We start from the raw sequence: 19,502 nt of genomic DNA on the forward strand, positions 1-19,502 counted from the left end.
CTCAGTTGGGAACGGGATCGGACAAGGCGGGGACGTGCGTGGTCTGGACGTGGACGATCGAGGCCTCCACCGAGATCCGCGCGGCGTCGCGCAGCTCCGGGCCGAGGTGGGGGTACATGCGCTCGACCAGCGCCTCGGGCTCGGTCACGCCCTCCGCCATGGCCTGCGCGACCTGGTCGAGGCGGCGCATGCGGGACTGGCGCCGGCGCTCGAGCTCCGGCACGGGGTGCGGGAGCGCGGGACCGTGCCCGGGAAGGATCACCGACCCGGCCGGAGCGAGCACCTCGCCGAGCCGGTCGAGGCTGGCGAAGAACTGGCCGAGCCGGCCGGGCTTGACGATGGGTGACCCGCGGCCGAGCACGGTGTCGCCGGTGAGCACGCTGCCCTCGGCGGGGAGGTGGAAGCAGACCGAGTCGCCCGTGTGGCCCGGCGTCCAGAGCACCCGGACCTCGAGCGCGCCGACCCGCAGGACCTCGTCGTCGGTGAACGGCTGGTCCGAGAGCCGGGGGTTCGCGGCGCGCAGGGTGGCACCGGTGACGCGGGCCAGCCGGGGCGCGAGCTCGGCGTGGTCGTGGTGGGCGTGGGTGACCCACACGGCCACGATGCGGCGCTCGCCGGCGGCGTCCAGGATCGCGGCGAGGTGCGCGTCGTCGTCCGGACCGGGGTCGACGACGGCGCACACGTCACTGCCGGGCTCGGCGAGCAGCCACGTGTTGGTGCCCTCGAACGTCCAGGCGTTGGCGTTGGGCGCGAGCACGAGGGTGGCGCGCTCGGTCACGCTCAGCGGGTCGCCAGGGCGGGGGGGCGGGGTGTCCCGGGTCCACACGACGAGCGCCTCCTGAATTCTAGAATCCCGCTCACCCTAGACCATGGGCCGACGCGCTCCTGTGCGCTGCCCGAGAGGGCCGGGCAGCCCCGCGGGCCGCCGGATCCGCGGACGTCGTTCGGCGGCTCCCGCGGCGAGCAGCAGCACCCCGGCGGCGGCGGTGAAGGCCACCGGGGCGCTCGTCGCGTCGGCCACCCGGCCCAGCAGGACCGCGCCGACGGCCTGGCCGACGGTCAGCCCGATGAACAGCGAGGCCGCCGCCGACGCCGCGGTCCCCGGGGCGCGCGCCGCCCCCCAGGCGAGCAGCACACCGCTCAGCGCCACGAAGGCGGCGCCGAAGAGGGCCAGCGACAGCGCCGCTCGCACCGGGGAGCCCGCCGACACCCCGAGGACCCCGGTGCCCGCGGCAGCGGCGGCGACGGTGGCGATCCAGGCGGCCCGCACGCCCACGCGGACCACGAGCACGCCGCTGATCCCGCCGAGCAGACCGGCGGCACCGAGCACGCACCACAGGAGTCCGGTCAGACGGTCGGGCAGCCCGCCGTCATCGGCCAGCAGGTCGCGGCCGAAGGTCCACACCCCGGCGCACCCCGCGCCGGCGAGGACGGCGGCCACGAGGGGCCGGGCCAGCCGGACTCGGGCCTCCTCCTCCTCCGGTCCGACACCGGGCACCGGCCCGTCTCCCCCACCCCAGCGGGCGCTCCGGTCCGCCCACGCCGTCGCCGCGAGCGCCGCTGCCGCGAACCCGACCCACGCCCAGCGCCACGCGCCCGGGACGGACAGCACCAGCAGACCACCGGCGACGACGCCCGCCCCGGTGCCGCTGTTCACCACGCCCTGGGCACGCGGCACCCCGGTCGCCGGGACCGTCCGGGCGACGGCGGCGACCGTCGCCGGCGTCGCCGCGCCCGCGCCGCTGCCCGCCAGCAGCGCGCCGGCGGCGAGCACCGGGCCGCTCCAGGCTGCGGCGACCAGGAGGCAGCCGAGGGCGGCGACGGCACCGGCGCACCACAGCGCGGCGCGCGCCCGGCCGCTGCCGACCAGCCGGCCGGCCAGGACGGCGGCTCCGCAGTACCCGGCGTAGCTGCCCGCCGCGATGACGCCGGCGGTCCCGCTGGAGAGCCCGAAGGCGGCTCGGAACTCGGGCAGGTAGAGCCCGTAGCCGTAGCGGGCCAGGCCGTAGGTGACCGCGATGACCGCGAGGCCGGCCGCGACCAGGGCGTTTCCGTGGCGTGCCGACCGCTGCTCCATAACGATCGTTACAGTAGATCCGTGACGGCGGACCCGGCATCTCGACCCGCGCGCGAGCGGCTGCTGGCCGCGGCCGCCGAGCTGTTCTACGGGGCCGGCATCGCCGCGACCGGTGTCGACGCCGTGCTGCGCCGAGCCGGGGTCTCCCCCGCCACCATGTACGCCCATTTCGCGGGCAAGGACGCCCTGGTGGCGGCCTACCTCGAGCAGCGGCACGCGGGATGGCGGCAGACCTGGGACGACGTCCTCGCAGAGCAGACCGACCCGGCCGAGCGGCTGCTGTCGGTGTTCGACGCCGTCGACCGCTACCGGAGCCGCCAGGGCAACGGCCGCGGCTGCGGCTTCCTCGCCGCCGCCATCGAGCTGCCCGCGACCCACCCGGGGCAGCGCTGGCTGGAGGCCGACTCCCGGCTGCTGCTCGACCGGCTGCGCACCCTCGCCGTGGAGGCGGGCGCGACGGATCCCGACGACGTGGCCGACACGCTGCTCCTGCTCTACGACGGCGCGCTGAACCGCCTGGCCCGGACGGCCACGACGCCGGACCTGCCGGCCGACGACCCGCTCGACCACGCCCGCCGGCTGGCCGCGGAGTGGGTGACCCAGACGCTCAGGGCGCCTTCGGGATCATGATCCACAGCGCCAGGTAGACGAGCTCTCCGACGCCGAACAGGCCGAAGAGCACGAACGCCACGCGCACGAGGCCGCGGGAGATCCCGAACCGGTCGGCCAGCGCGGCGCAGACCCCCGCGAGGACTCTGCCGGACCGGGGCCGCACGAGCGTCGATGCCATGCAGCCGGTCTACCCCGGTCGGGCCGCCACCACCACCCCCATCCCGATCGGCCCCGTCCCGGGCGCCTCGATAGTTGACCGTTCAAGTATTCGCGCCTACGGTCGGGCCATGACCGCCACCCCGAGCCACCCCTTCGCCGGGCACCTCGCGCGGGTCGCCGCCGCGGGTACCCACGACGCCTGGACGCCGGCCTCCGGCGCCCTCCCGGCGCTGTACCTCAGCCACGGCGCGCCGCCGCTGTTCGAGGACACCGCCTGGATGACGCAGCTGTTCAGCTGGGCCCGGTCCATGCCGCGGCCGCGGGCGATCCTGATCGTCTCGGCCCACTGGGAGGCGGCGCCGCTGAGCCTGTCGAGCACCGACGCGCACGTGACGCCGGTCTACGACTTCGGCGGCTTCGACCCGATGTACTACCGGATGCGCTACGACACCCCCGACGCCACGGAGTTCGGTGCCCGCGTGCTGGGCGCACTCGGCGGTGGGCAGCCGGTGCACCAGCAGCAGGACCGCGGCTTGGACCACGGGGCGTGGGTGCCGCTGAAGGTCATGTACCCGGAGGGCGACGTCCCGGTGCTGCAGCTGAGCCTGCCGACGTCCGATCCGGACGAGCTGCTCCGGCTCGGCGCCCGCCTGCGGGCGCTCCGCGAGGAGGGGGTCCTGGTCATCGGCTCCGGCTTCACCACCCACGGGCTGCCGTTCCTGACCCGGTCGGACTGGCTGGGGCAGACGACACCGGGCTGGTCGACGGACTTCGACACCTGGGCGGCCGAGCAGCTGTCCCGGGGTGACGTCGACGCGCTGGCCGACTACCAGCGCCGGGCGCCCGGCATGCCCTACGCCCACCCCACGGTCGAGCACTTCACGCCGCTGTTCGTCACGCTCGGCGCGGCGACCGACCCCGAGGCGCCGCGCGACTTCACGATCGACGGCTTCTGGATGGGCCTGTCCAAGCGCTCCCTGCAGGCCGCGTGACCCGGGCGGTCAGCCGCGCTCGCGGCGGGCCCGGGTGGCCGCGGCCAGGCCGGCCAGCAGGTCCTCCGTCGTCGCCAGGTCGACGCAGGCGTCGGTGACGCTGCAGCCGTAGGCCAGCCGCTCGGGGTGCCGCTGGTCGAGGTCCTGCCGCCCCTCGACGAGGTTGCTCTCCACCATGACGCCGCGGATCGCCGGCTCCCCGCCGGCGATCTGCGCCGCGAGGTCGCGCACGACCTCGACCTGGCGGCGGTGGTCCTTCTGGCTGTTGCCGTGCGAGGCGTCCACCACGATCACCTCGGGCAGCCCTCGGGCGGCGAGCTTCGCCCGCGTCGCGGCGATGTGGGCGGCCGAGTAGTTCGGCCCGGCCTTGTCGCCGCGGAGGATGACGTGCCCGGTGTCGTTGCCCGTCGTCGACAGCTGGGCGCTGACGCCGTGGGCGTCGACGCCGAGGAACTCGTGCGGTGCGCGGGCGGCCACGATCGCCTGGATCGCGGCGTCGATGCTCCCCTCCGGGGAGTTCTTGAAGCCGACGACGGAGGAGAACCCCGACACCCGTTCGCGCGCGGTCTGGTCGGTGACGTTGCGGGCGCCGACGCCGTTGTAGGTGACCAGCCCGTTGACGTACTGCGGGGTGAGCGCGTTCAGCGGCTCGGCCGCGACGGGCACGCCGAGCTCGGTGATCCGGCACATCAGCATGCGGGTGGCGACCAGGCCGACGCTGATCCGGCTGGAGCCGTCGAGGAAGGGGTCGTAGGCGAACCCCTTCCAGTCCACCTCGGTGCGCGGCTTCTCGGTGTAGGTGCGCATGACGATCTCGAGGTCGTCGCCGTGCCGCTCCCGCATGCGGGCCAGGAAGCCGGCGTACTCCAGCGCCGCCGCCGGGTCGTGGATCGAGCAGGGGCCGGCGATGACGACCAGGCGGTCGTCCTCGCCGGCGAGGACGTCGGTGACCGCGCGGCGGGCCGCCCGGGTCGTGGCCACGGACGCGTCGGTCAGCGGGACGACGGACGCCACGGCCGCCGGGGTGACGACGACGCTGAGGGCGGTGATGCGGGCGTTCACCAGGCCGGAGAGGTCGACCGGCGGCACGTCGGCGACCCCCAGCTGCTGGGCGACCTCCGGGAGCAGCTCGACGAGCGCGGCGTCGATCTGCGCGTTCACCCGCGTCTGCACCTCGACCAGCAGGTCGGCGATCCGCGTCGCCTCGTCCAGCAGCGCGTCGGGCAGCAGCGCCTCGGGCATCGCGTCCACCGCGGACCTCCACCAACTCGATCGGGCGCATCCCCGGGGCCGGGGCCGCGCACGCACAGCATCGCCCGCCGCCCGCTCGCTGCGGACACCGGACCCGGCCGCGCCGGACACGGCTCGGGCCGGACCCCGATGAGGAGTCCGGCCCGAGCGCGGTCGTGCGGTGCGGCGATCAGCCCTGCTGGGGCTCCAGCTCGCCGCGGAGCTCCCGCTTGAGGAACTTGCCGGCGGGGTTGCGCGGCAGCGGCGAGGTGCGGATGTCGATGACGGTCGGGATCTTGAACGAGGCCAGGTGCGCGGAGAGGAACTCCACCAGCTCGTCCCGGGTGAGCGAGGCGCCGTCGTTGAGCACGATCACCGTGGCGACCTCCTCGCCCAGCCGCTCGTGGGGGACGCCGAGGACGGCGGCCTCCATGACCGACGGGTGCTCGTAGATCGCGGCCTCGACCTCGGCGCAGTACACGTTCTCGCCACCGCGGAGGACCATGTCCTTGAGCCGGTCGTCGACGTACACGAGGCCGTCCTCGTCGAGGTGGCCGATGTCGCCGGTGCGCAGCCACCCGTCGACGATCGTCTCGGCGGTCGCGTCGGGGCGGTTCCAGTAGCCGCGGATGAGGTTGGCGCCGCGGAACCAGATCTCGCCGCGCTCACCCACGGGCAGCACGTCGAAGGTGGAGGGGTCGCGGATCTCGGCCTCCATGGGCAGCGGCACGCGGCCGGCGGCCATCGGCTTGTCCAGCGCGTCCTGCCCGGCGAGGCTCGGGCCGAGCGCGTTGGTCTCGGTCATCCCGTAGGAGAAGCCCGGGCTCGCGGCCTTGAACGAGCTGTCGATGTTGGCGATCAGGGCCGGCGGCGTGGGTGCGCCACCGCCGCCGACGGACACCAGGCTCGAGGTGTCGAACTCGGCGAACCGGGGGTGCTGCAGCATGTCGATGCTCTGCGTCGGCACGCCCACGAAGGCGCTCAGGCGCTCGCTCTCGATGAGCTGGAGGGCCGCCTCCGGGTCCCACTTGTACATGATCGCGAGCTTCCGGCCGGCCACGAGCGAACCCAGCATCACCGCGACGCAGCCGGTGACGTGGAACAGCGGGACGGCGAGGATCGCGCCACCGGGCGGGGCGTCGGGGTCCTCCGGCGGCGTGACCAGCGCGGCCACCATGCCGCGGGCCAGGAAGCCCATGACCGTGTTCACCAGCGCGCGCTGCGTCGAGACGGCGCCCTTGGGGCGACCGGTCGTGCCCGAGGTGTAGAGGATCGTCGCGTCGTCGTCCGGGCCCACGGCCACGTCGGGCAGCGCCGCGCCGGGGACGACGACGTCCTCCCACCTGTCCGCGCCCTCGATCGGGGCCGACGAGCGGACGACGACGATGCGGGCGCCCAGCCGCTGGGCGGACGCGGCAGCGAGCTTCGCCCGCTGCTCGTCGGCGACGATCACCGTGCTGCCGGAGTCCTCGAGGGCGAAGTCCAGCTCGTCCTCGGTCCACCACGCGTTCATCGAGACGCTGATCGCGCCGATGGAGAGGATCGCGATGAAGGCCTCGACCCACTCGGGGAAGTTCCGCATGGCGATCGCGACGCGGTCGCCCTTCGTCACGCCGTAGCGCTCGACCAGCGCGGCGGCGAAAGCGTCCGCCTCGGCGAAGGTCTCGTTGAAGCTGCGCCGCTCGTCCCCGAAGACGAGGTACGGCGCGTCACCGTGGGCCCGGGCCATCGCGAAGACCTCGCGCATGCTCGGCGGGGCGTGGCGGAAGACCTGGTAGGTCCCCCCATCCGGCCGGGTCCAGGGCTCGAGCTCGAACATCTGCCCTGGGCTCGTGAGCTGTGCCACGGCCTCCTGGTGACTCACTGACACGAGACGACGCCTCCTAGACGGTTACACGACGGATGACGCCGGGAGTGACCCCGACAACATCCGGACGGTTTCACACTCGAACCATCTTGGGCAACAGGCCCCGTCCAGTGGCGTTTCCCCACCCCTCCGGCGGGCGCTCCGATCAGGCGTCCGGGCGCAGGTCAGCGCCGGTCCTCGCCCCACCGCAGCCAGGACGCGAGCAGCGGGTGCTCCGCCGCGAACGGGTCCGAGCGTGCCGCGCGGTGCGCACCCGGCGCGGGAGGCCGCGGCGTCGCGGACTCCCGGTGCCGCCGCTCCTCCTCGAGCCGGCTGCGGGTCAGGTATCGCTGCAGCGCCGCTGCGGGGTCGGCGATCCGGCCGCGCGCGGCGACGTCGTGCCGCGCCTCCCACTCGCACATGATCTTCTCGGCGGGCGAGATCACCGCCGATCCTGGCGCTCGCTTCCCCGTGTCGGGCGTGGACTCGCGCATGGCTGCCTCTTCCCACCGACGTGCTGGTGCGGGTGCGGCCGCTCGTGCGCGGTCGCACGGATCCAGGCCAGCACGCCCGGCAGCCCGGCGCCAGGGTCGTTGGTCTCATCGCCTGCTGCACCAGCAGTTCGTGCGCGTGTCCACCGAGCCCGCGCGCTCGTCACTGACCGAGCAGCTCGCCGCTCACCACCAGGTGCTCGGCGACGTCGCGCAGCTTCCGGTTGGTCGTCTGCGACGCGGTCCTGAGCACCTCGAACGCCGCGTCCGCGGTCACCCGCCGGCGCTCCATGATGATCCCCTTCGCCTGCTCGATGACCGCGCGCGAGACCATCGCCGACTCCATGTTGCCGGCCCGGTCGGCGGCGGTCGCCAGGTCCAGCAGCGCCGTCAGACCGACCGCGGCGGCGCTCCCCACGGAACCGGCCGACCGGCGGACCTGCTCGTCGGTGAAGGCCGCCACCCGCTCGCCGTACAGGTTCAGCGCGCCGGTCGACTCACCGGCGATGCTGAGCGGGATCGACAGCGAACTCCGTGCACCGCGGGCGGCCGCGGCTCCGGCGTAGTCGGGCCACCGCTCGTCGGCGCGGGCGTCGACGATCTCCACCGGGCTGCCCGTCGAGGCGGCGTGCATGCACGGCCCGTTCCCCAGCTCGTACTGCACCTGGTCGAGCTCGAAGGCCAGGTGCCCGGTGAAGGCCGGGGTCTGCGCCTGCGCGGCGGACAGCACCGTGACCGACGCCGCCGTCACGCCGGGGACGAGCCGGACCGCGAGCTCGGTGGTCGCGGCGAGGTAGGCGGCGACGCCGGGCAGGTCGCCGGGTGGGATCGCTTCCGCCGACACCGTGCTCTGTCTCCCGTCCTCGGCGTCACCTGCGCCATCCAGGTTGGACGCAACCGGATGTCCCGTCCATTGTGCGACGCGGCGCGGTGCGACCGCCAGGCGCGGTCCGAGGGCGGGTGACGGGTGGCGGGTGGCACCGACTCCGGTGCCACCCGCCGACGAGGAGGAAGGCGCGTAGCGTCACTCCCAGCCAGTGACGTTCATGCACGAGCGCCCGCAGGTCAGGCCTCACTGGTCCTACAGCGAGGCTGGTGGGGCCGCCCCGCGTACGCGCGACCGGGCGAGGGCCTGCCTCAGCGGTTCTTCCACTGGGGGGCGCGCTTCTCCGCGAAGGCGGTCGCCCCTTCGCGGGCGTCCTCGCTGGCGAAGACCGGCGCGATGACCTTGCTCTGCTCGTCCCAGCCCTGCCGGAACGTCCAGTCCGGAGCCGAGCGGACGAGGTGCTTGGTGGCGGCGACGGCGAGCGGCCCGTTCGCCGCGATGACGGCGGCCAGGGCGAGCGCTCCGTCGAGGGCCTCACCCGTCGCCGTCACCCGGTTGACCAGGCCGACCTCAGCGGCCCGAGGGGCGCTGATCGGGTCGCCGGTGAGGAGCAGCTCCAGGGCGATCGACTGCGGGATGCGCCGCGGCAACGCGAGCGCGGCACCGCCGGCAGCCACCAGCGAGCGCTTCACCTCGGGCACGCCGAACCGGGAGTCCTCCGCGGCGACGATGAGGTCGCACGCGAGCAGCAGCTCGAAGCCACCGGCCAGCGCCCATCCCTCGACGGCGCCGATCAGCGGCTTCTTCGGCGGGGTCTCGGTGATCCCGCACAGCCCGCGACCGGGGATGCTCGGGGTCTCGCCGCGCACGAAGGCCTTCAGGTCCATGCCGGACGAGAAGGTGCCCCCCGCACCGGTGAGGACGCCGACGCGCAGGTCGTCGGACGAGTCCAGCTCGTCGACCGCCGCCGCGACGCCGTCCGCGACCGCCTTGTTCAGGGCGTTGCGCGCCTCCGGACGGTTGATGGTGATGATGAGGACGCCGTCACGGCGGTCCAGGAGCACCTCGTCGGACACAGCTTCTCCCTCGGTCGTGAGCGTTCGTTCGCGGATGTCGTGCGGTGGGGCGGGGTACCGACCGGGGGCGCAACGCGTGCGCCCCCGGTCCGGCATCACTTCGGCTGGAGGCGGGCGCCGCCGTCGAGGCGGATCAGCTCGGCGTTCATGTAGCTGTTGGCGATGACCTCGACGGCGAGGGTCGCGAACTCCTCGGAGTAGCCCAGGCGCTTGGGGAACAGCACGTCGCGCTTGAGCTTGTCCTTGAACGCCTCGGAGGCCTCGCCCGAGCCGTAGATCGGGGTGTCGATGAGTCCGGGGGCGATGGTGTTCACGCGCACGCCGATGGCGGAGAGGTCGCGGGCGATCGGCAGCGTCATCGAGACGACGGCACCCTTGGACGCGGAGTACGCGGCCTGGCCGATCTGACCGTCGAGCGCGGCGACGGAGGCGGTGTTGAGGATGGAGCCCCGCTCGCCGTCCTCCAGCGGCTCGTTCTCCGCCATGGCCGTGCCGACGATGCGGATGCAGTCGAACGTGCCGACGGTGTTGATCTCGAGGACCCGGCGGAAGGTGTCGAGGTTGAAGGCGGTGTCGTAGCCGCCGCGGCCGACGGTGCGGCTGGCCGAGCCGATGCCGGCGCAGTTCACCAGCACGCGCAGCGGGCCGAGGGTCTTGGCGAGCTCGGTGGCGGCGATGATGTCGTCGGTCTTGGTGACGTCGACGTGGGCGAACGCGCCGTCGATCTCGGTGGCGAGCGCATTGCCCTTGTCGTCGGCGATGTCGGCGACGACGACCTTGGCGCCCCGCGCCGCGAGGGCGCGAGCGGTGGCCGCTCCCAGACCGGAGGCGCCTCCGGTGACGATCGCGGACACATTCTCGAGCTGCACGGAGTACTCCCCTGGTTCGGACGACGGTGGCGACGGGCGCCGGCGCGGACCTGCCCCGTGGCAGGTCCACCGGCGCCTCGCTCCCGCTGAAGCTAGCGAGCGGAGAGCATTTTCTGCAACGGTGTGTCGCAGAAAAGATTGGAGTCGGCCGTTCCGCGTGCGACGCTGCCCCGGTGAGCGAGACGGGGAGCCGCGGACGGCCGCGGGGACTGAGCGAGCGCGTCCGCCAGGACGTGCACGCCGCCGTCCGCCGCCTCCTGGTCACCGACGGGTACGCCGCGATGCGGCTCGAGGACGTCGCCGCCGTCGCCGGCGTCCACAAGTCCACGCTCTACCGCCAGTGGGCCACGAAGGCCCAGCTCGTCCGGGACGTGCTCGTCGCCGGCGAGCTCGAGCACTATCCGCGGGTCGACGAGGGCAGCCTGGCGGCCGACGTCGAGGCGCTGGTCCGCGGCCTGACCCGGCTGTTCCGGGACCCGACGACCGTCGCCTTCGTCCAGACCCGCGCCACGGCCGACGACCCCGAACTGCGCGCCGGGCTGCACGAGCTGGCCAAGCAGGACACCGCCTTCATGCGGCTGCCGTTCGAGCGGGCGATCGCCCGCGGCGAGCTCCCGGCGGAGACCGACGTCGGCATGCTGGTCGAGCTGCTCCTCTCACCACTGCTGGCGCGGGTCGCGCTCACCGGGCTGCCGGTCGACGAGGAGTTCAGCCGCCGGCTGACGAGCACGTTCCTGGGCCTCGTCGCGCCGCACGCCGTCGCCCGGCCCTGACGGCGGGCCGACGCAGCGGGCGTCGGTGCCCGCGAACTCGGCACGCCGGTCGAGCGTCGGCCCGCAGGCCACGCGCGGCCCAAGGGCAACATCTGACGAACCGGACCGGTCCGTCTCGTCCCCGCCAGCCGCATCGACATGCCGACATCTCGCTTACCGTCGGTAGCAACACAGGCGCGCACCGTCGTCGGCACTGAGCCGGCTCCGCGTCGAGGACCACCACGAGGAGACCGACGTGTCCATGCCCCAGCGCACCGCCACCCCTGCCCGCCCGGTCGGCTACGGCCAGCGTCCGATGACCGCTCGTCCTCTGGCTGCGCACCCCATGGCGATGCGCCCGGCGCCCGGCCAGCCGATGACCGCCGGCCCGGTGATGCAGCGGCCCGCCCCGCGCCCGGTCAGCTTCCTCACGGTGACCGAGGTGGCGGCGATCATGCGCGTCTCGAAGATGACCGTGTACCGCCTCGTGCACGCCGGTGAGCTCGCCGCCGTGCGCGTCGGCCGGTCCTTCCGGGTCCCCGAGCCGGCCGTGCGCGACTACCTGGCCGGCGCCCGCACCGACGTCGCCTGACCCTCACCGGCGGCCTCGGTCCGCCGTCCGGGCACGCCCCCTAGCGGGACGGCTCGCCCTCGGGCACCTCGGTCGCGACCACCTCGGCCACCTCCGCGTCCGCGCCGGAGAGCCCCTCGCCCTCCTCGTGGTCGTCGTGGAAGGCCAGCCAGCGCAGCCCGAGGGCCTCGCGCTGCTCGTCGTCGACGGCCTCCTTGAACGGAGGGAAGAAGTCCGTCTCCTCCTCGGCCATGTGGTCGGCGTTGACCTGCCGCGCGTTGCGCACCGCCTCCCACCACACCTCGCTGCCGACCTCGTGCTCCGCCACCGCCGCCGTGGCGTGCCGGATCTCGTTGTGGTCGTGCACGCCCTCGGCGGTCTCCTGCTCGCCGTCCGCCTCCTGGGCGAGCAACGGGTAGAACAACTGCTCCTCGGCGACGGCGTGCACCTCGAGCCTGGCGTGCAGCGACTCCCACGCGGTGGCGAGCTCCTCGCCGGCCAGGTCGTCGAGCGCGGCGAACTCGCGCCGGAAGATCTCGTGCTCGGCGAGGACGAGGGCGGTGATCTCGAAATCGGACATGCCGGACCCCTACCCGGCTTTCCCGTACCTACGGGGGCGAAGCTCTGCCCATGACGCTCACCGTGGTGTCCCTCGGCAGCTCGTTCGCAGCAGGCCCCTTCATCCCGCCGATCGTCGACGCGGAGGCGGGACGGTCGGGCCGCAACTATCCCCGGCTGGCGGCAGCTCGTCTCGGCGCCGAGCTCGTCGACCTCACCGTGTCGGGCGCGACGACCGCGACGATCCTCGACGAGCCGCAGACGACGTCCAGCGGAAGGGTGTACGCGCCGCAGATCGAGAGCGTGCCGCGGGACGCCGACGTCGTCACGATCACCGCAGGCGGCAACGACCTGACCTACACGGCCTCCATGTTGTTCGCCGCGTTCCGGAGACTGGACCCCGCGCACCCGACGAGCCGGTTCCTCGCGCCCAGGTTCCCCGACGGGCTGCAGGAGCCCTCGGCCGAGATGGTCGAGACGGCGCAGTCGGGGCTGGTCCGCATCGTGGAGGGCGTGTCCGCCCGCACCGACCACGCCCGCATCGTGCTCGTGGACTACCTGACGGTCGTCGGCGGAGGAACGAGCGGCGGAGCGTGGTTCGACGACGCGGAGCGCGACCTCTTCCTCCGGATGAGGACGGCACTGGAGGGTGCCTACGTCCGGGCCGCCGAGCAGTCGGGTGCCGAACTCGTCCGGATGTCGGACCTCAGCCGCGAGCACTGCCTGGACTCCGCCGAACCCTGGGTCAGGGGTCTGCTGACGGATCCCGCGTCGAGCACCGGGTCGTTCCACCCGAACGCGCTCGGCATGGAGCGGGTGGCCGAGGAGCTGGTCCGGCAGCTCGCCTGAACGGGCGCGGGTCGGGGCGTCAGCCGGCGAAGGCGGCGCGCCCCTGCGTGGCGGAGGTCCCGAGGTCGCTCTTCGGCAGGGCCTCCCCCTCGGCCACGGCCGCGGTCCAGTCCTCGGTGCTGGCCACCGCCGCGAAGTTCGAGTGCAGCAGCACGAGCAGCACCTCGTGGAGCTGCTGCGCGGAGACCTTGCCCGCCTCGTTGGCGAGGTGGATCGCGCCCGTGGCGTCGGACAGCACCTCGGCGGCCAGCCCGCGCTCCTCGGCGCCCACGGCGGTCGCGATGTCGCAGTTGTTGGTCATGTAGCCGACGAGCGTGATGGTGTCGACGTCCTGACCGGCCAGCCACTCGGCGACGTCCGTGCCGGCGAAGACGCTCCCCTTGTTCTTGGTGACCCGCTTCCACGTGGGCATCGCGCGTCGCTCGATCTCCGGGTGCAGCGACCAGCTGTCCGACCCCACCGCGAAGACCGGCGCACCCTCGGGCAGCTCGTGCTGCACCACGACGACCGGCATCCCCTCGCGCTCGGCGACCTCGAGCGCGCGGACGACGTTCGCCAGCGTCGCCTCCCGCGGCGGGGCCTGGATCTGGAGGATCCCGTCGAAGTACTCCTGCTGGACGTCGATGACGACGAGTGCTCGGCGCGGCGCGGCCATGTCTCTCCCTCGGTGGATCCCGGAACTGTCGGAGACCACCCTGCTCGCCCGCGGCGGCCTACGGTGAGTGGCCTGGAAGACACCTACCGATGGGATCGGGCCTCATGCGCATCGCGGTCCACGCCTTCGACGGCATCACCATGTTCCATCTCGCGGCACCCCTGCTGGTCTTCGGCGAGGTGGGCCGCCAGGGCATCGCCGGCGGGTGGGACCCGACGGTGTGGACCGACGACGGCCGCGGGATCCGGACCGCCGAGGGCCCCCGGATCGAGGACGTCGGAGGGCCCGACGTCCTCGCGGATGCCGACCTCGCCGTCTTCCCGTCGTGGCCCGCGCACCTGCCACCGGCCGACGCCGGCCTCATCTCGGCGATCCGCGCCACCCGGGAGCGCGGAGGTCGCGTCGCCGGCCTGTGCCGCGGTGCCTTTCCCGTGGTGGACAGCGGCCTGCTCGACGGCCGGGCTGCGGTGACCCACTGGGGGGCTGCCGACGCCCTGCAGCGACGGCGCCCCGAGGTGCAGGTCGACGCCGCCGCTCTCTTCGTCGAGCACGGCGACGTGCTCACCTCGGCCGGTACCGCGTCCGCCATCGACGCCTGCCTGCACATCGTCCGGGCGCATCTCGGCTCGGCCGCTGCCACCGACGTCGCGCGCTCCCTCGTCGTGGCGCCGTACCGCGAGGGCGGACAGGCCCAGTACATCGCCCGCCCCGTGCCCGAGTCGGCGCATGCCGGCCACCTCGGATCGACGCTGGACTGGGCGCTGGCGAATCTCGACCGGCGGTTGTCCGTCGACGACCTCGCCGCCCGGGCGGGCATGAGCCGCCGTCATTTCACCCGCCGCTTCGCGGAGGTCACGGGGACCACGCCCGCACGCTGGATCCTCGCGAGCCGTCTCGACGAGGCGCGCCGCCTGCTCGAGACGACGACCTGGACCCTGCAGCGCATCGCCACTGCCTGCGGCTTCGCGAGCGTGGTGACGTTCCGGCAGAACTTCGTCGCGGCCTACGCCACGACCCCGTCGTCCTACCGCGCCCGGTTCACGGGCACGGCTCCCACGGCGCGGCCGATGAGTTCGGAGCTCCCCGCCGGTCCGAGGTCCTGACACCCACCCAGGAGGGACCCGACCATGGCAGAGCTCCTCGTCGACTTCATCACCTCCCTCGACGGCTACGCATCGGGCCACGGCTGGCCCGGGTTCTGGGGCCTGGAGAGCCCCGAGTACCTCGCCTGGCTCGCCGAGCAGCCCGAGGTCACCTACCTGATGGGCGCGAACACCTACCGCCTGATGTCGGGCTTCGCCGCGCCGGCGAGGTCCCGGAGGGTCTGACGGAGTTCCGGCCCGAGGAGGAGGCGTCGGTCGACGAGCTCACGCAGGCACCCAAGGTGGTGTTCTCCTCCTCGCTCGAGGAGCCGCTGGCGTGGGCCAACTGCACGCTCGTCCGCGGCGACGCCGTCGACGCCGTCCGCGCGCTGAAGGAGAGCGCCCCGGGGATCCTCAGCACGATCGGCAGCGTCAGCCTGTGCCGGTCCCTGCTGACGGCCGGGCTCGTCGACCGGTTCCGGGTCGGGATGTTCCCGGTGATCACCGGGGCCACGGGAGAGGAACGCATCTACGACGGGTATCCGGACGTCGCCCTCGAGATGATCGAGCACCGGACCTTCGACGGCGGCATCCAGCTGGTCGAGTACCGGCCCCGGGTGCTCGACCGCCCGCCGCTCGGCGCCCCGTCCTGACGTCGCCGCGTGCGTGACGTCGCCGGAAACACCGGGCGGGGTCGCGGTGTTCACCGATCGTGCTGGACAAGAAGGAGGCACACGTGACCACTGAGACCGCGATCCTCGCCGGCGGCTGCTTCTGGGGCGCGCAGGACCTGCTGCGCAAGCGCCCGGGAGTGCTGTCCACCCGCGTCGGCTACTCGGGCGGCGACACCCCGAACGCCACGTACCGCAACCACGGCGACCACGCCGAGGCGGTCGAGATCGTCTTCGACCCCGAGGTGATCTCGTTCCGGGAGCTGCTGGAGTTCTTCTTCCAGATCCACGACCCGTCGACGAAGGACCGGCAGGGCAACGACATCGGCCGGAGCTACCGCTCGGCGATCTTCCACACGAGCGACGAGCAGCGGCTCGTGGCGCTCGACACGATCGCCGACGTCGACGCCTCGGGCATCTGGCCCGGCAAGGTCGTCACCGAGGTGGAGCCGGCCGGCGCGTTCTGGGAGGCCGAGGAGGAGCACCAGGACTACCTGCAGAAGATCCCGTTCGGCTACACCTGCCACTACGTGCGGCCCGACTGGGTGCTGCCCCGGCGCGAGGCGCAGACGACCCGATGACCTGAGGTGCCGGTCGCGCTGCCTGCGCGACCGGGCCCGGGGGCGGTCCTCGGCCGAGCTGCTGCTCCGGTCTCAGGATCTGATGGTCCCCCGGCGTCGGACCCGTCGGTCGAAGCGGTCCTGGCCGCCGCCGAGCAGCCGGCCGAAGTACTTGCCGAGCACGACACCGGCGGCGAGCGCCAGCCCGATCGCCGCGGCCCCCACGAGCGCGTTCACCCCGCCCGGGACGTCGTCCTCCACGACGACCCCGAACAGGCCCCGGTAGATCGCGAGCCCCGGCAGCAGCGGGACGATCCCGCAGATGGCCAGGAGCAGGGGTGGGATGCGCAGCCGGTCGGTCAGCGCCTCACCGCTGAACCCGACGACCACGGCCGCCGCCGCACTGGCCACCGCCGGGCCGACACCGAACGAGGCCACCGTGGACGACGTCGTCCAGGCCAGCGCGCCGGCCACCGTGGCCACGCCGACGGCGAGCGGGCGGGCATGGGAGGCCACCGCCCAGAAGCCGGCCATGCCGGCCGCCGCGACCACCGCCACGGCGAAGGGCACGGTGAACGTCGACGGGTCGAGCACGCGGAGCGGGACCTCCGCCCGCCGCGCCAGGTCCAGGACCCCCGCGATCCCGACGACGATGCCGGTCGTCAACGTCAGCACCTCGAACGTCCGCGCCGCGGCGGTGACCGGGAAGCCGCTGATCGCGTCCTCGGCAGCGCCCACGAAGGAGAGGCCGGCCAGGAGCACCACGATCCCCGCGGCGACGACCAACGAGGTGCGGACCTCGACCTCCAGCACGACGAGGAAGACGGCCGCCCCCGTGGCCACCGCAGCACCGACCACCTGCTGGAAGAACATCGGGAGCCCGCGCCGATCGAGCGCGCGGATCGTCAGCTCGATGGCGGCGGTGGTGACCGCCGCGACCAGTGCCACCAGCCAGCCGCCGCCGAGCAGGAACGCGACGCAGCTCGCCACCCCCGACCAGCCGAGGGCGTGGATCGGCCGGCGGTAGGGGTGCGGCGCGGACAGCACGTCGTCCAACCGGCGGTGGGCGTCCGCCAGATCGAGACCCTCCGCCTTGATCGCGGCCGCCAGCTCGGTGATGCCCTGCAGCCGGGTGTAGTCCAGTCCGCGGGGGCGCACGATGCGCATCAGCACGAGCGGGGGCACGTCCTCCGGGTCGTAGCTGATCGTCAGCGAGGTGAAGGTGACGTCGACCTGGCAGTCGGTCAGTCCGTAGGCCGCCGCCACTCGCAGCACCATGGCGGTCACGTCGGCGGCCGACGCCCCGACCGCCATCATCGACTCCCCCACGCGGAGGGCCAGATTCAACGCCGAGCGCGCGGTGGCCGCGTCGACCCGGCTGGGCTGGGCGCGCAGTGCGAAGGGAGCCGTGGGTGGGCCGGAGCCGGCGATCGCCTTCCGCGCCCGGTCCGGCAGGCGGGCGATCCGCCGGCTGCGGTCCCGGCTCGAAGGGGGCACGACGCCAGGCTACGGAGGGCGACCGGGGCACCGCGGCCCGCAGGTGCGGCCCGGGCCCCTCTTCCGCACGAGTGGTCCGCGCGCGGGTCCGCCGTTGGGCGGAACTGGAGAACGACGTCCTGGACCGCCCTCCCCGGCCCCGAGCCCGGGGCGGGGCTGTCCCGGTTGCACCCACCGTGGTCACCGTCGGGCGGTCGCGTCCGTCCACCCGGAGAACAGGCCGGCCAGTGGAACGGCGCTCATCCGAGCGACCTCGGGCAGACCGTCACCCGCACACGCCCGGCAGATCCCGCGGGACGGGCCCCGACGAGGTGCGGGGCAGGGCAAGCTGACCCCGTGCAGCACATCGGGATCGACCTCGCCTGGGGGCTCAGGCAACCGACCGGCCTCGCCGTGCTGGACGACGCCGGCCGGCTGGTGCACGTCAGCGCGGTGCGCACCGACGAGCAGATCGAGACCGCGCTGGCCCCGTTCACTGCCGGCCCGTGCATCGTGGCGATCGACGCCCCGCTGGTGGTCACCAACGCCACCGGGAACCGGGCCGCCGAGCGGGCGCTCAACGCCGACTTCGCGAGGTTCGAGGCCGGGGCGCACCCGACGAACACCGGCAAAGCCGAGTTCACCGATGGTGACACCCGCGGCGGACGGATCGGCCGGCGCCTGGGGCTGGACCTCGACCCCCGCTCGGGCCGCGACCGCCGGGCGATCGAGGTCTACCCGCACGCGGCGACGGTGGCGCTGTTCCGGCTGGGCCGCACGCTGAAGTACAAGAACAAGCCGGGCCGGACGCTCGAGCAGATGCGCGCCGAGCTGCTGCTGCTCACCGACCTGCTGGGCGCGGTGGGCGAGCTCGAGCTCGGTGAAGCTTTCGCCGCGCTGCGGCAGCAGGTGCAGGCCGCCACCCGCAAGAGCGAGCTGCGGGTGGCGGAGGACCAGGTCGACGCCGTGGTGTGCGCCTACGTGGGATGGATCGCCGTGCGGCGCCCGGACGAGGTGACCACCTACGGCGACGCGGCCGGCGGCGCCATCGTGACCCCGACCCTGCCGCCGGACCTGCAGCCCGGCCCCCGGGTCGCCGCATCCCCGCCCGACCAGGTGCAGCAGGCCATCCAGGCGTACGCCGACAGCCGGCCCGAGACCCTGGTCGCCGGGGAACGGGCGCTCGCGCTCGTCACCGGGCTGCTCGACGACGCCGGGATCAACTACCTGTCGGTGACCGGGCGGACCAAGACCGTCGCCTCGTTCGCGGAGAAGGCGGCTCGCGCGGTCGACGGCGTGCCTCTCTATCCGGACCCGGCGCGGGACATCACCGACCAGATCGGCGTGCGCGTGATCACCTACGTGCAGAGCGACGTGGAGGCGGTCGCCGAGCTGCTGGCCGCGCAGGTGCAGGTGATCGACGACCGCGACATGGGGCGGCGGACCGCGCAGCAGGGCCGGTTCGGTTACTCCAGCCGGCACCTGCTGATCGGCGTGGACCCAGGTCGGGCGGCCGAGCTGCCGGAGTTGGTCGGGCGCGTGGTGCAGGTCCAGGTGCGCACGGTGCTGCAGCACGCGTGGGCCGAGTTCGAGCACGACATCCGCTACAAGGGCACGGTGCCGGACGAGCACGCCTCCGAGTTCGACCGCCGGTTCACCCTGGCCGCCGGGTTGCTGGAGCTGGCCGATCAGCAGTTCACCGCGATCCGCGAGCGCCTCCGGGCGCCGGCTCCCGGCGACGAGGCCGACGACACCGACCCCGACGACCCCCGCATCGCGCCCCGGGAACTGGCTGCGTTCCTGGCCGGGCAGTACGCCGACGCCGACTGGTCGCGCCCGGACCACTACACGTGGATCTCCGGCCTGCTGCTCGAACTGGGCGTGACCAGCCTGGTGGAGCTGGGCGAGGTGCTGCGCGGCGTCGACGACAGCGGCATCACCGCCCGGATGGACTACCGCTATCCCCCGGGTGCCGTGCGCCGGCTCGACGACACGCTGCTGGCCGGCTTCGGGCAGCGGTACGTGGACCTGCACGGCAACGCCGACCGTCGGGCCGCGCTGGCCACCCGGCTGCAGCGGCTCGCCGGCGGCTGACCCGGCGGGGCCGGCCGGAACGACGTCCGGGCGTGCGCAGGTCATAGCCTCACCCC

The 19,502-nt window shown here is 73.7% G+C and carries 22 protein-coding genes; 10 read left to right on the forward strand and 12 right to left on the reverse strand.

The features are described from left to right. Nucleotide 1: 1 nt before the first annotated feature. Nucleotides 2–778 carry an MBL fold metallo-hydrolase gene (locus tag CRP29_RS12575; protein ID WP_217991571.1) on the reverse strand — a complete coding sequence of 259 codons (777 nt, stop codon included), beginning with the start codon at nt 776–778 and terminating at the stop codon, nt 2–4. A gap of 84 nt (nt 779–862) precedes the next feature. Then, nucleotides 863–2,077, reverse strand: a complete 1,215-nt coding sequence (locus CRP29_RS12580) for an MFS transporter (RefSeq protein WP_097195360.1) — start codon at nt 2,075–2,077, stop codon at nt 863–865. A gap of 21 nt (nt 2,078–2,098) precedes the next feature. Here CRP29_RS12580 and CRP29_RS12585 point away from each other — a divergent pair, with 21 nt between their 5' ends. Further along, nucleotides 2,099–2,707 (forward strand): TetR/AcrR family transcriptional regulator, encoded by a 609-nt coding sequence (locus tag CRP29_RS12585; RefSeq protein ID WP_097195361.1) that lies wholly within the window; start codon nt 2,099–2,101, stop codon nt 2,705–2,707. Here the strand turns inward: CRP29_RS12585 and CRP29_RS12590 are convergent. After that, complete coding sequence (locus CRP29_RS12590; RefSeq protein WP_097195362.1) at nt 2,685–2,867, reverse strand: PspC domain-containing protein; 183 nt, start codon at nt 2,865–2,867, stop codon at nt 2,685–2,687. The two genes, CRP29_RS12585 and CRP29_RS12590, sit on opposite strands and share 23 nt — an antisense overlap. A 109-nt stretch (nt 2,868–2,976) precedes the next feature. On the opposite strand from CRP29_RS12590, the gene CRP29_RS12595 reads away from it, so the two are divergent. Then, on the forward strand, nt 2,977–3,840 hold the full coding sequence (locus tag CRP29_RS12595; protein ID WP_097195363.1) for a dioxygenase family protein: 864 nt from the start codon (nt 2,977–2,979) through the stop codon (nt 3,838–3,840). 9 nt (nt 3,841–3,849) lie between these two features. Here the strand turns inward: CRP29_RS12595 and CRP29_RS12600 are convergent, their stop codons facing one another. The 6 genes from CRP29_RS12600 to CRP29_RS12625 all read right to left on the reverse strand — a co-directional run bounded on the left by CRP29_RS12600 (nt 3,850) and on the right by CRP29_RS12625 (nt 10,178). Then, a complete protein-coding gene (locus CRP29_RS12600; RefSeq protein WP_097195564.1) occupies nt 3,850–5,082 on the reverse strand; it encodes a 3-deoxy-7-phosphoheptulonate synthase in 1,233 nt (410 codons plus the stop codon). 178 nt (nt 5,083–5,260) lie between these two features. Beyond that, nucleotides 5,261–6,916 carry a class I adenylate-forming enzyme family protein gene (locus CRP29_RS12605; RefSeq protein ID WP_217991572.1) on the reverse strand — a complete coding sequence of 552 codons (1,656 nt, stop codon included), beginning with the start codon at nt 6,914–6,916 and terminating at the stop codon, nt 5,261–5,263. 185 nt (nt 6,917–7,101) lie between these two features. Next, nucleotides 7,102–7,362: a hypothetical protein gene (locus tag CRP29_RS12610; protein WP_097195365.1), complete on the reverse strand. Its 261-nt coding sequence runs from the start codon at nt 7,360–7,362 to the stop codon at nt 7,102–7,104. Between the two features lie 208 nt (nt 7,363–7,570). Further along, nucleotides 7,571–8,251: a GAF and ANTAR domain-containing protein gene (locus tag CRP29_RS12615; protein ID WP_097195366.1), complete on the reverse strand. Its 681-nt coding sequence runs from the start codon at nt 8,249–8,251 to the stop codon at nt 7,571–7,573. A gap of 293 nt (nt 8,252–8,544) precedes the next feature. Continuing rightward, complete coding sequence (locus CRP29_RS12620; RefSeq protein ID WP_097195367.1) at nt 8,545–9,309, reverse strand: crotonase/enoyl-CoA hydratase family protein; 765 nt, start codon at nt 9,307–9,309, stop codon at nt 8,545–8,547. Nucleotides 9,310–9,404: 95 nt separating this feature from the next. After that, nucleotides 9,405–10,178 carry an SDR family NAD(P)-dependent oxidoreductase gene (locus tag CRP29_RS12625; protein WP_097195368.1) on the reverse strand — a complete coding sequence of 258 codons (774 nt, stop codon included), beginning with the start codon at nt 10,176–10,178 and terminating at the stop codon, nt 9,405–9,407. A gap of 173 nt (nt 10,179–10,351) precedes the next feature. Here CRP29_RS12625 and CRP29_RS12630 point away from each other — a divergent pair, with 173 nt between their 5' ends. Beyond that, nucleotides 10,352–10,951: a TetR/AcrR family transcriptional regulator gene (locus CRP29_RS12630; RefSeq protein ID WP_217991574.1), complete on the forward strand. Its 600-nt coding sequence runs from the start codon at nt 10,352–10,354 to the stop codon at nt 10,949–10,951. Nucleotides 10,952–11,192: 241 nt separating this feature from the next. After that, nucleotides 11,193–11,522: a helix-turn-helix domain-containing protein gene (locus tag CRP29_RS23280; protein WP_245852781.1), complete on the forward strand. Its 330-nt coding sequence runs from the start codon at nt 11,193–11,195 to the stop codon at nt 11,520–11,522. 40 nt (nt 11,523–11,562) lie between these two features. Here the strand turns inward: CRP29_RS23280 and CRP29_RS12640 are convergent, their stop codons facing one another. Beyond that, nucleotides 11,563–12,081 (reverse strand): hemerythrin domain-containing protein, encoded by a 519-nt coding sequence (locus tag CRP29_RS12640; protein WP_097195369.1) that lies wholly within the window; start codon nt 12,079–12,081, stop codon nt 11,563–11,565. Between the two features lie 50 nt (nt 12,082–12,131). Between CRP29_RS12640 and CRP29_RS12645 the strand changes: the two genes are divergently transcribed. Beyond that, entirely contained in the window at nt 12,132–12,908 is a 777-nt protein-coding gene (locus CRP29_RS12645; RefSeq protein WP_097195370.1) for an SGNH/GDSL hydrolase family protein, read from the forward strand. Nucleotides 12,909–12,927: 19 nt separating this feature from the next. Here CRP29_RS12645 and CRP29_RS12650 read toward each other — a convergent pair whose 3' ends face one another. Continuing rightward, a complete protein-coding gene (locus CRP29_RS12650; protein WP_097195371.1) occupies nt 12,928–13,563 on the reverse strand; it encodes an isochorismatase family protein in 636 nt (211 codons plus the stop codon). A gap of 104 nt (nt 13,564–13,667) precedes the next feature. Between CRP29_RS12650 and CRP29_RS12655 the strand changes: the two genes are divergently transcribed. The 4 genes from CRP29_RS12655 (at nt 13,668) to msrA (ending at nt 15,897) form a co-directional block, all read left to right on the forward strand. Then, on the forward strand, nt 13,668–14,666 hold the full coding sequence (locus CRP29_RS12655; RefSeq protein WP_097195567.1) for a GlxA family transcriptional regulator: 999 nt from the start codon (nt 13,668–13,670) through the stop codon (nt 14,664–14,666). Nucleotides 14,667–14,690: 24 nt separating this feature from the next. Then, nucleotides 14,691–14,891 (forward strand): dihydrofolate reductase family protein, encoded by a 201-nt coding sequence (locus CRP29_RS23285; protein ID WP_245852761.1) that lies wholly within the window; start codon nt 14,691–14,693, stop codon nt 14,889–14,891. A gap of 56 nt (nt 14,892–14,947) precedes the next feature. Next, on the forward strand, nt 14,948–15,298 hold the full coding sequence (locus CRP29_RS23290; RefSeq protein WP_245852762.1) for a dihydrofolate reductase family protein: 351 nt from the start codon (nt 14,948–14,950) through the stop codon (nt 15,296–15,298). An 83-nt stretch (nt 15,299–15,381) separates the two neighbouring features. After that, complete coding sequence (gene msrA / locus CRP29_RS12665) at nt 15,382–15,897, forward strand: peptide-methionine (S)-S-oxide reductase MsrA (RefSeq protein ID WP_097195372.1); 516 nt, start codon at nt 15,382–15,384, stop codon at nt 15,895–15,897. 72 nt (nt 15,898–15,969) lie between these two features. Here msrA and CRP29_RS12670 read toward each other — a convergent pair whose 3' ends face one another. Continuing rightward, a complete protein-coding gene (locus tag CRP29_RS12670; RefSeq protein ID WP_245852763.1) occupies nt 15,970–17,373 on the reverse strand; it encodes a threonine/serine exporter family protein in 1,404 nt (467 codons plus the stop codon). 336 nt (nt 17,374–17,709) lie between these two features. Between CRP29_RS12670 and CRP29_RS12675 the strand changes: the two genes are divergently transcribed. Then, complete coding sequence (locus tag CRP29_RS12675) at nt 17,710–19,446, forward strand: DUF429 domain-containing protein (RefSeq protein WP_097195373.1); 1,737 nt, start codon at nt 17,710–17,712, stop codon at nt 19,444–19,446. The last annotated feature ends 56 nt before the right edge of the window (nt 19,447–19,502 follow it).

The organism is Blastococcus aggregatus (genome assembly GCF_900221005.1).
GTDB lineage: Bacteria > Actinomycetota > Actinomycetes > Mycobacteriales > Geodermatophilaceae > Blastococcus > Blastococcus aggregatus.

Coding starts and splice junctions, on each gene's coding strand:
- CRP29_RS12595 (WP_097195363.1), top strand. CDS start 2,977: ATGACCGCCACCCCGAGCCACCCCTTCGCCGGGCACCTCGCGCGGGTC.
- CRP29_RS23285 (WP_245852761.1), top strand. CDS start 14,691: ATGGCAGAGCTCCTCGTCGACTTCATCACCTCCCTCGACGGCTACGCA.
- CRP29_RS12580 (WP_097195360.1), bottom strand. CDS start 2,077: ATGGAGCAGCGGTCGGCACGCCACGGAAACGCCCTGGTCGCGGCCGGC.
- CRP29_RS12590 (WP_097195362.1), bottom strand. CDS start 2,867: ATGGCATCGACGCTCGTGCGGCCCCGGTCCGGCAGAGTCCTCGCGGGG.
- CRP29_RS12650 (WP_097195371.1), bottom strand. CDS start 13,563: ATGGCCGCGCCGCGCCGAGCACTCGTCGTCATCGACGTCCAGCAGGAG.
- CRP29_RS12655 (WP_097195567.1), top strand. CDS start 13,668: ATGCGCATCGCGGTCCACGCCTTCGACGGCATCACCATGTTCCATCTC.
- CRP29_RS23280 (WP_245852781.1), top strand. CDS start 11,193: ATGCCCCAGCGCACCGCCACCCCTGCCCGCCCGGTCGGCTACGGCCAG.
- CRP29_RS12645 (WP_097195370.1), top strand. CDS start 12,132: ATGACGCTCACCGTGGTGTCCCTCGGCAGCTCGTTCGCAGCAGGCCCC.
- CRP29_RS12600 (WP_097195564.1), bottom strand. CDS start 5,082: ATGCCCGAGGCGCTGCTGCCCGACGCGCTGCTGGACGAGGCGACGCGG.
- CRP29_RS12640 (WP_097195369.1), bottom strand. CDS start 12,081: ATGTCCGATTTCGAGATCACCGCCCTCGTCCTCGCCGAGCACGAGATC.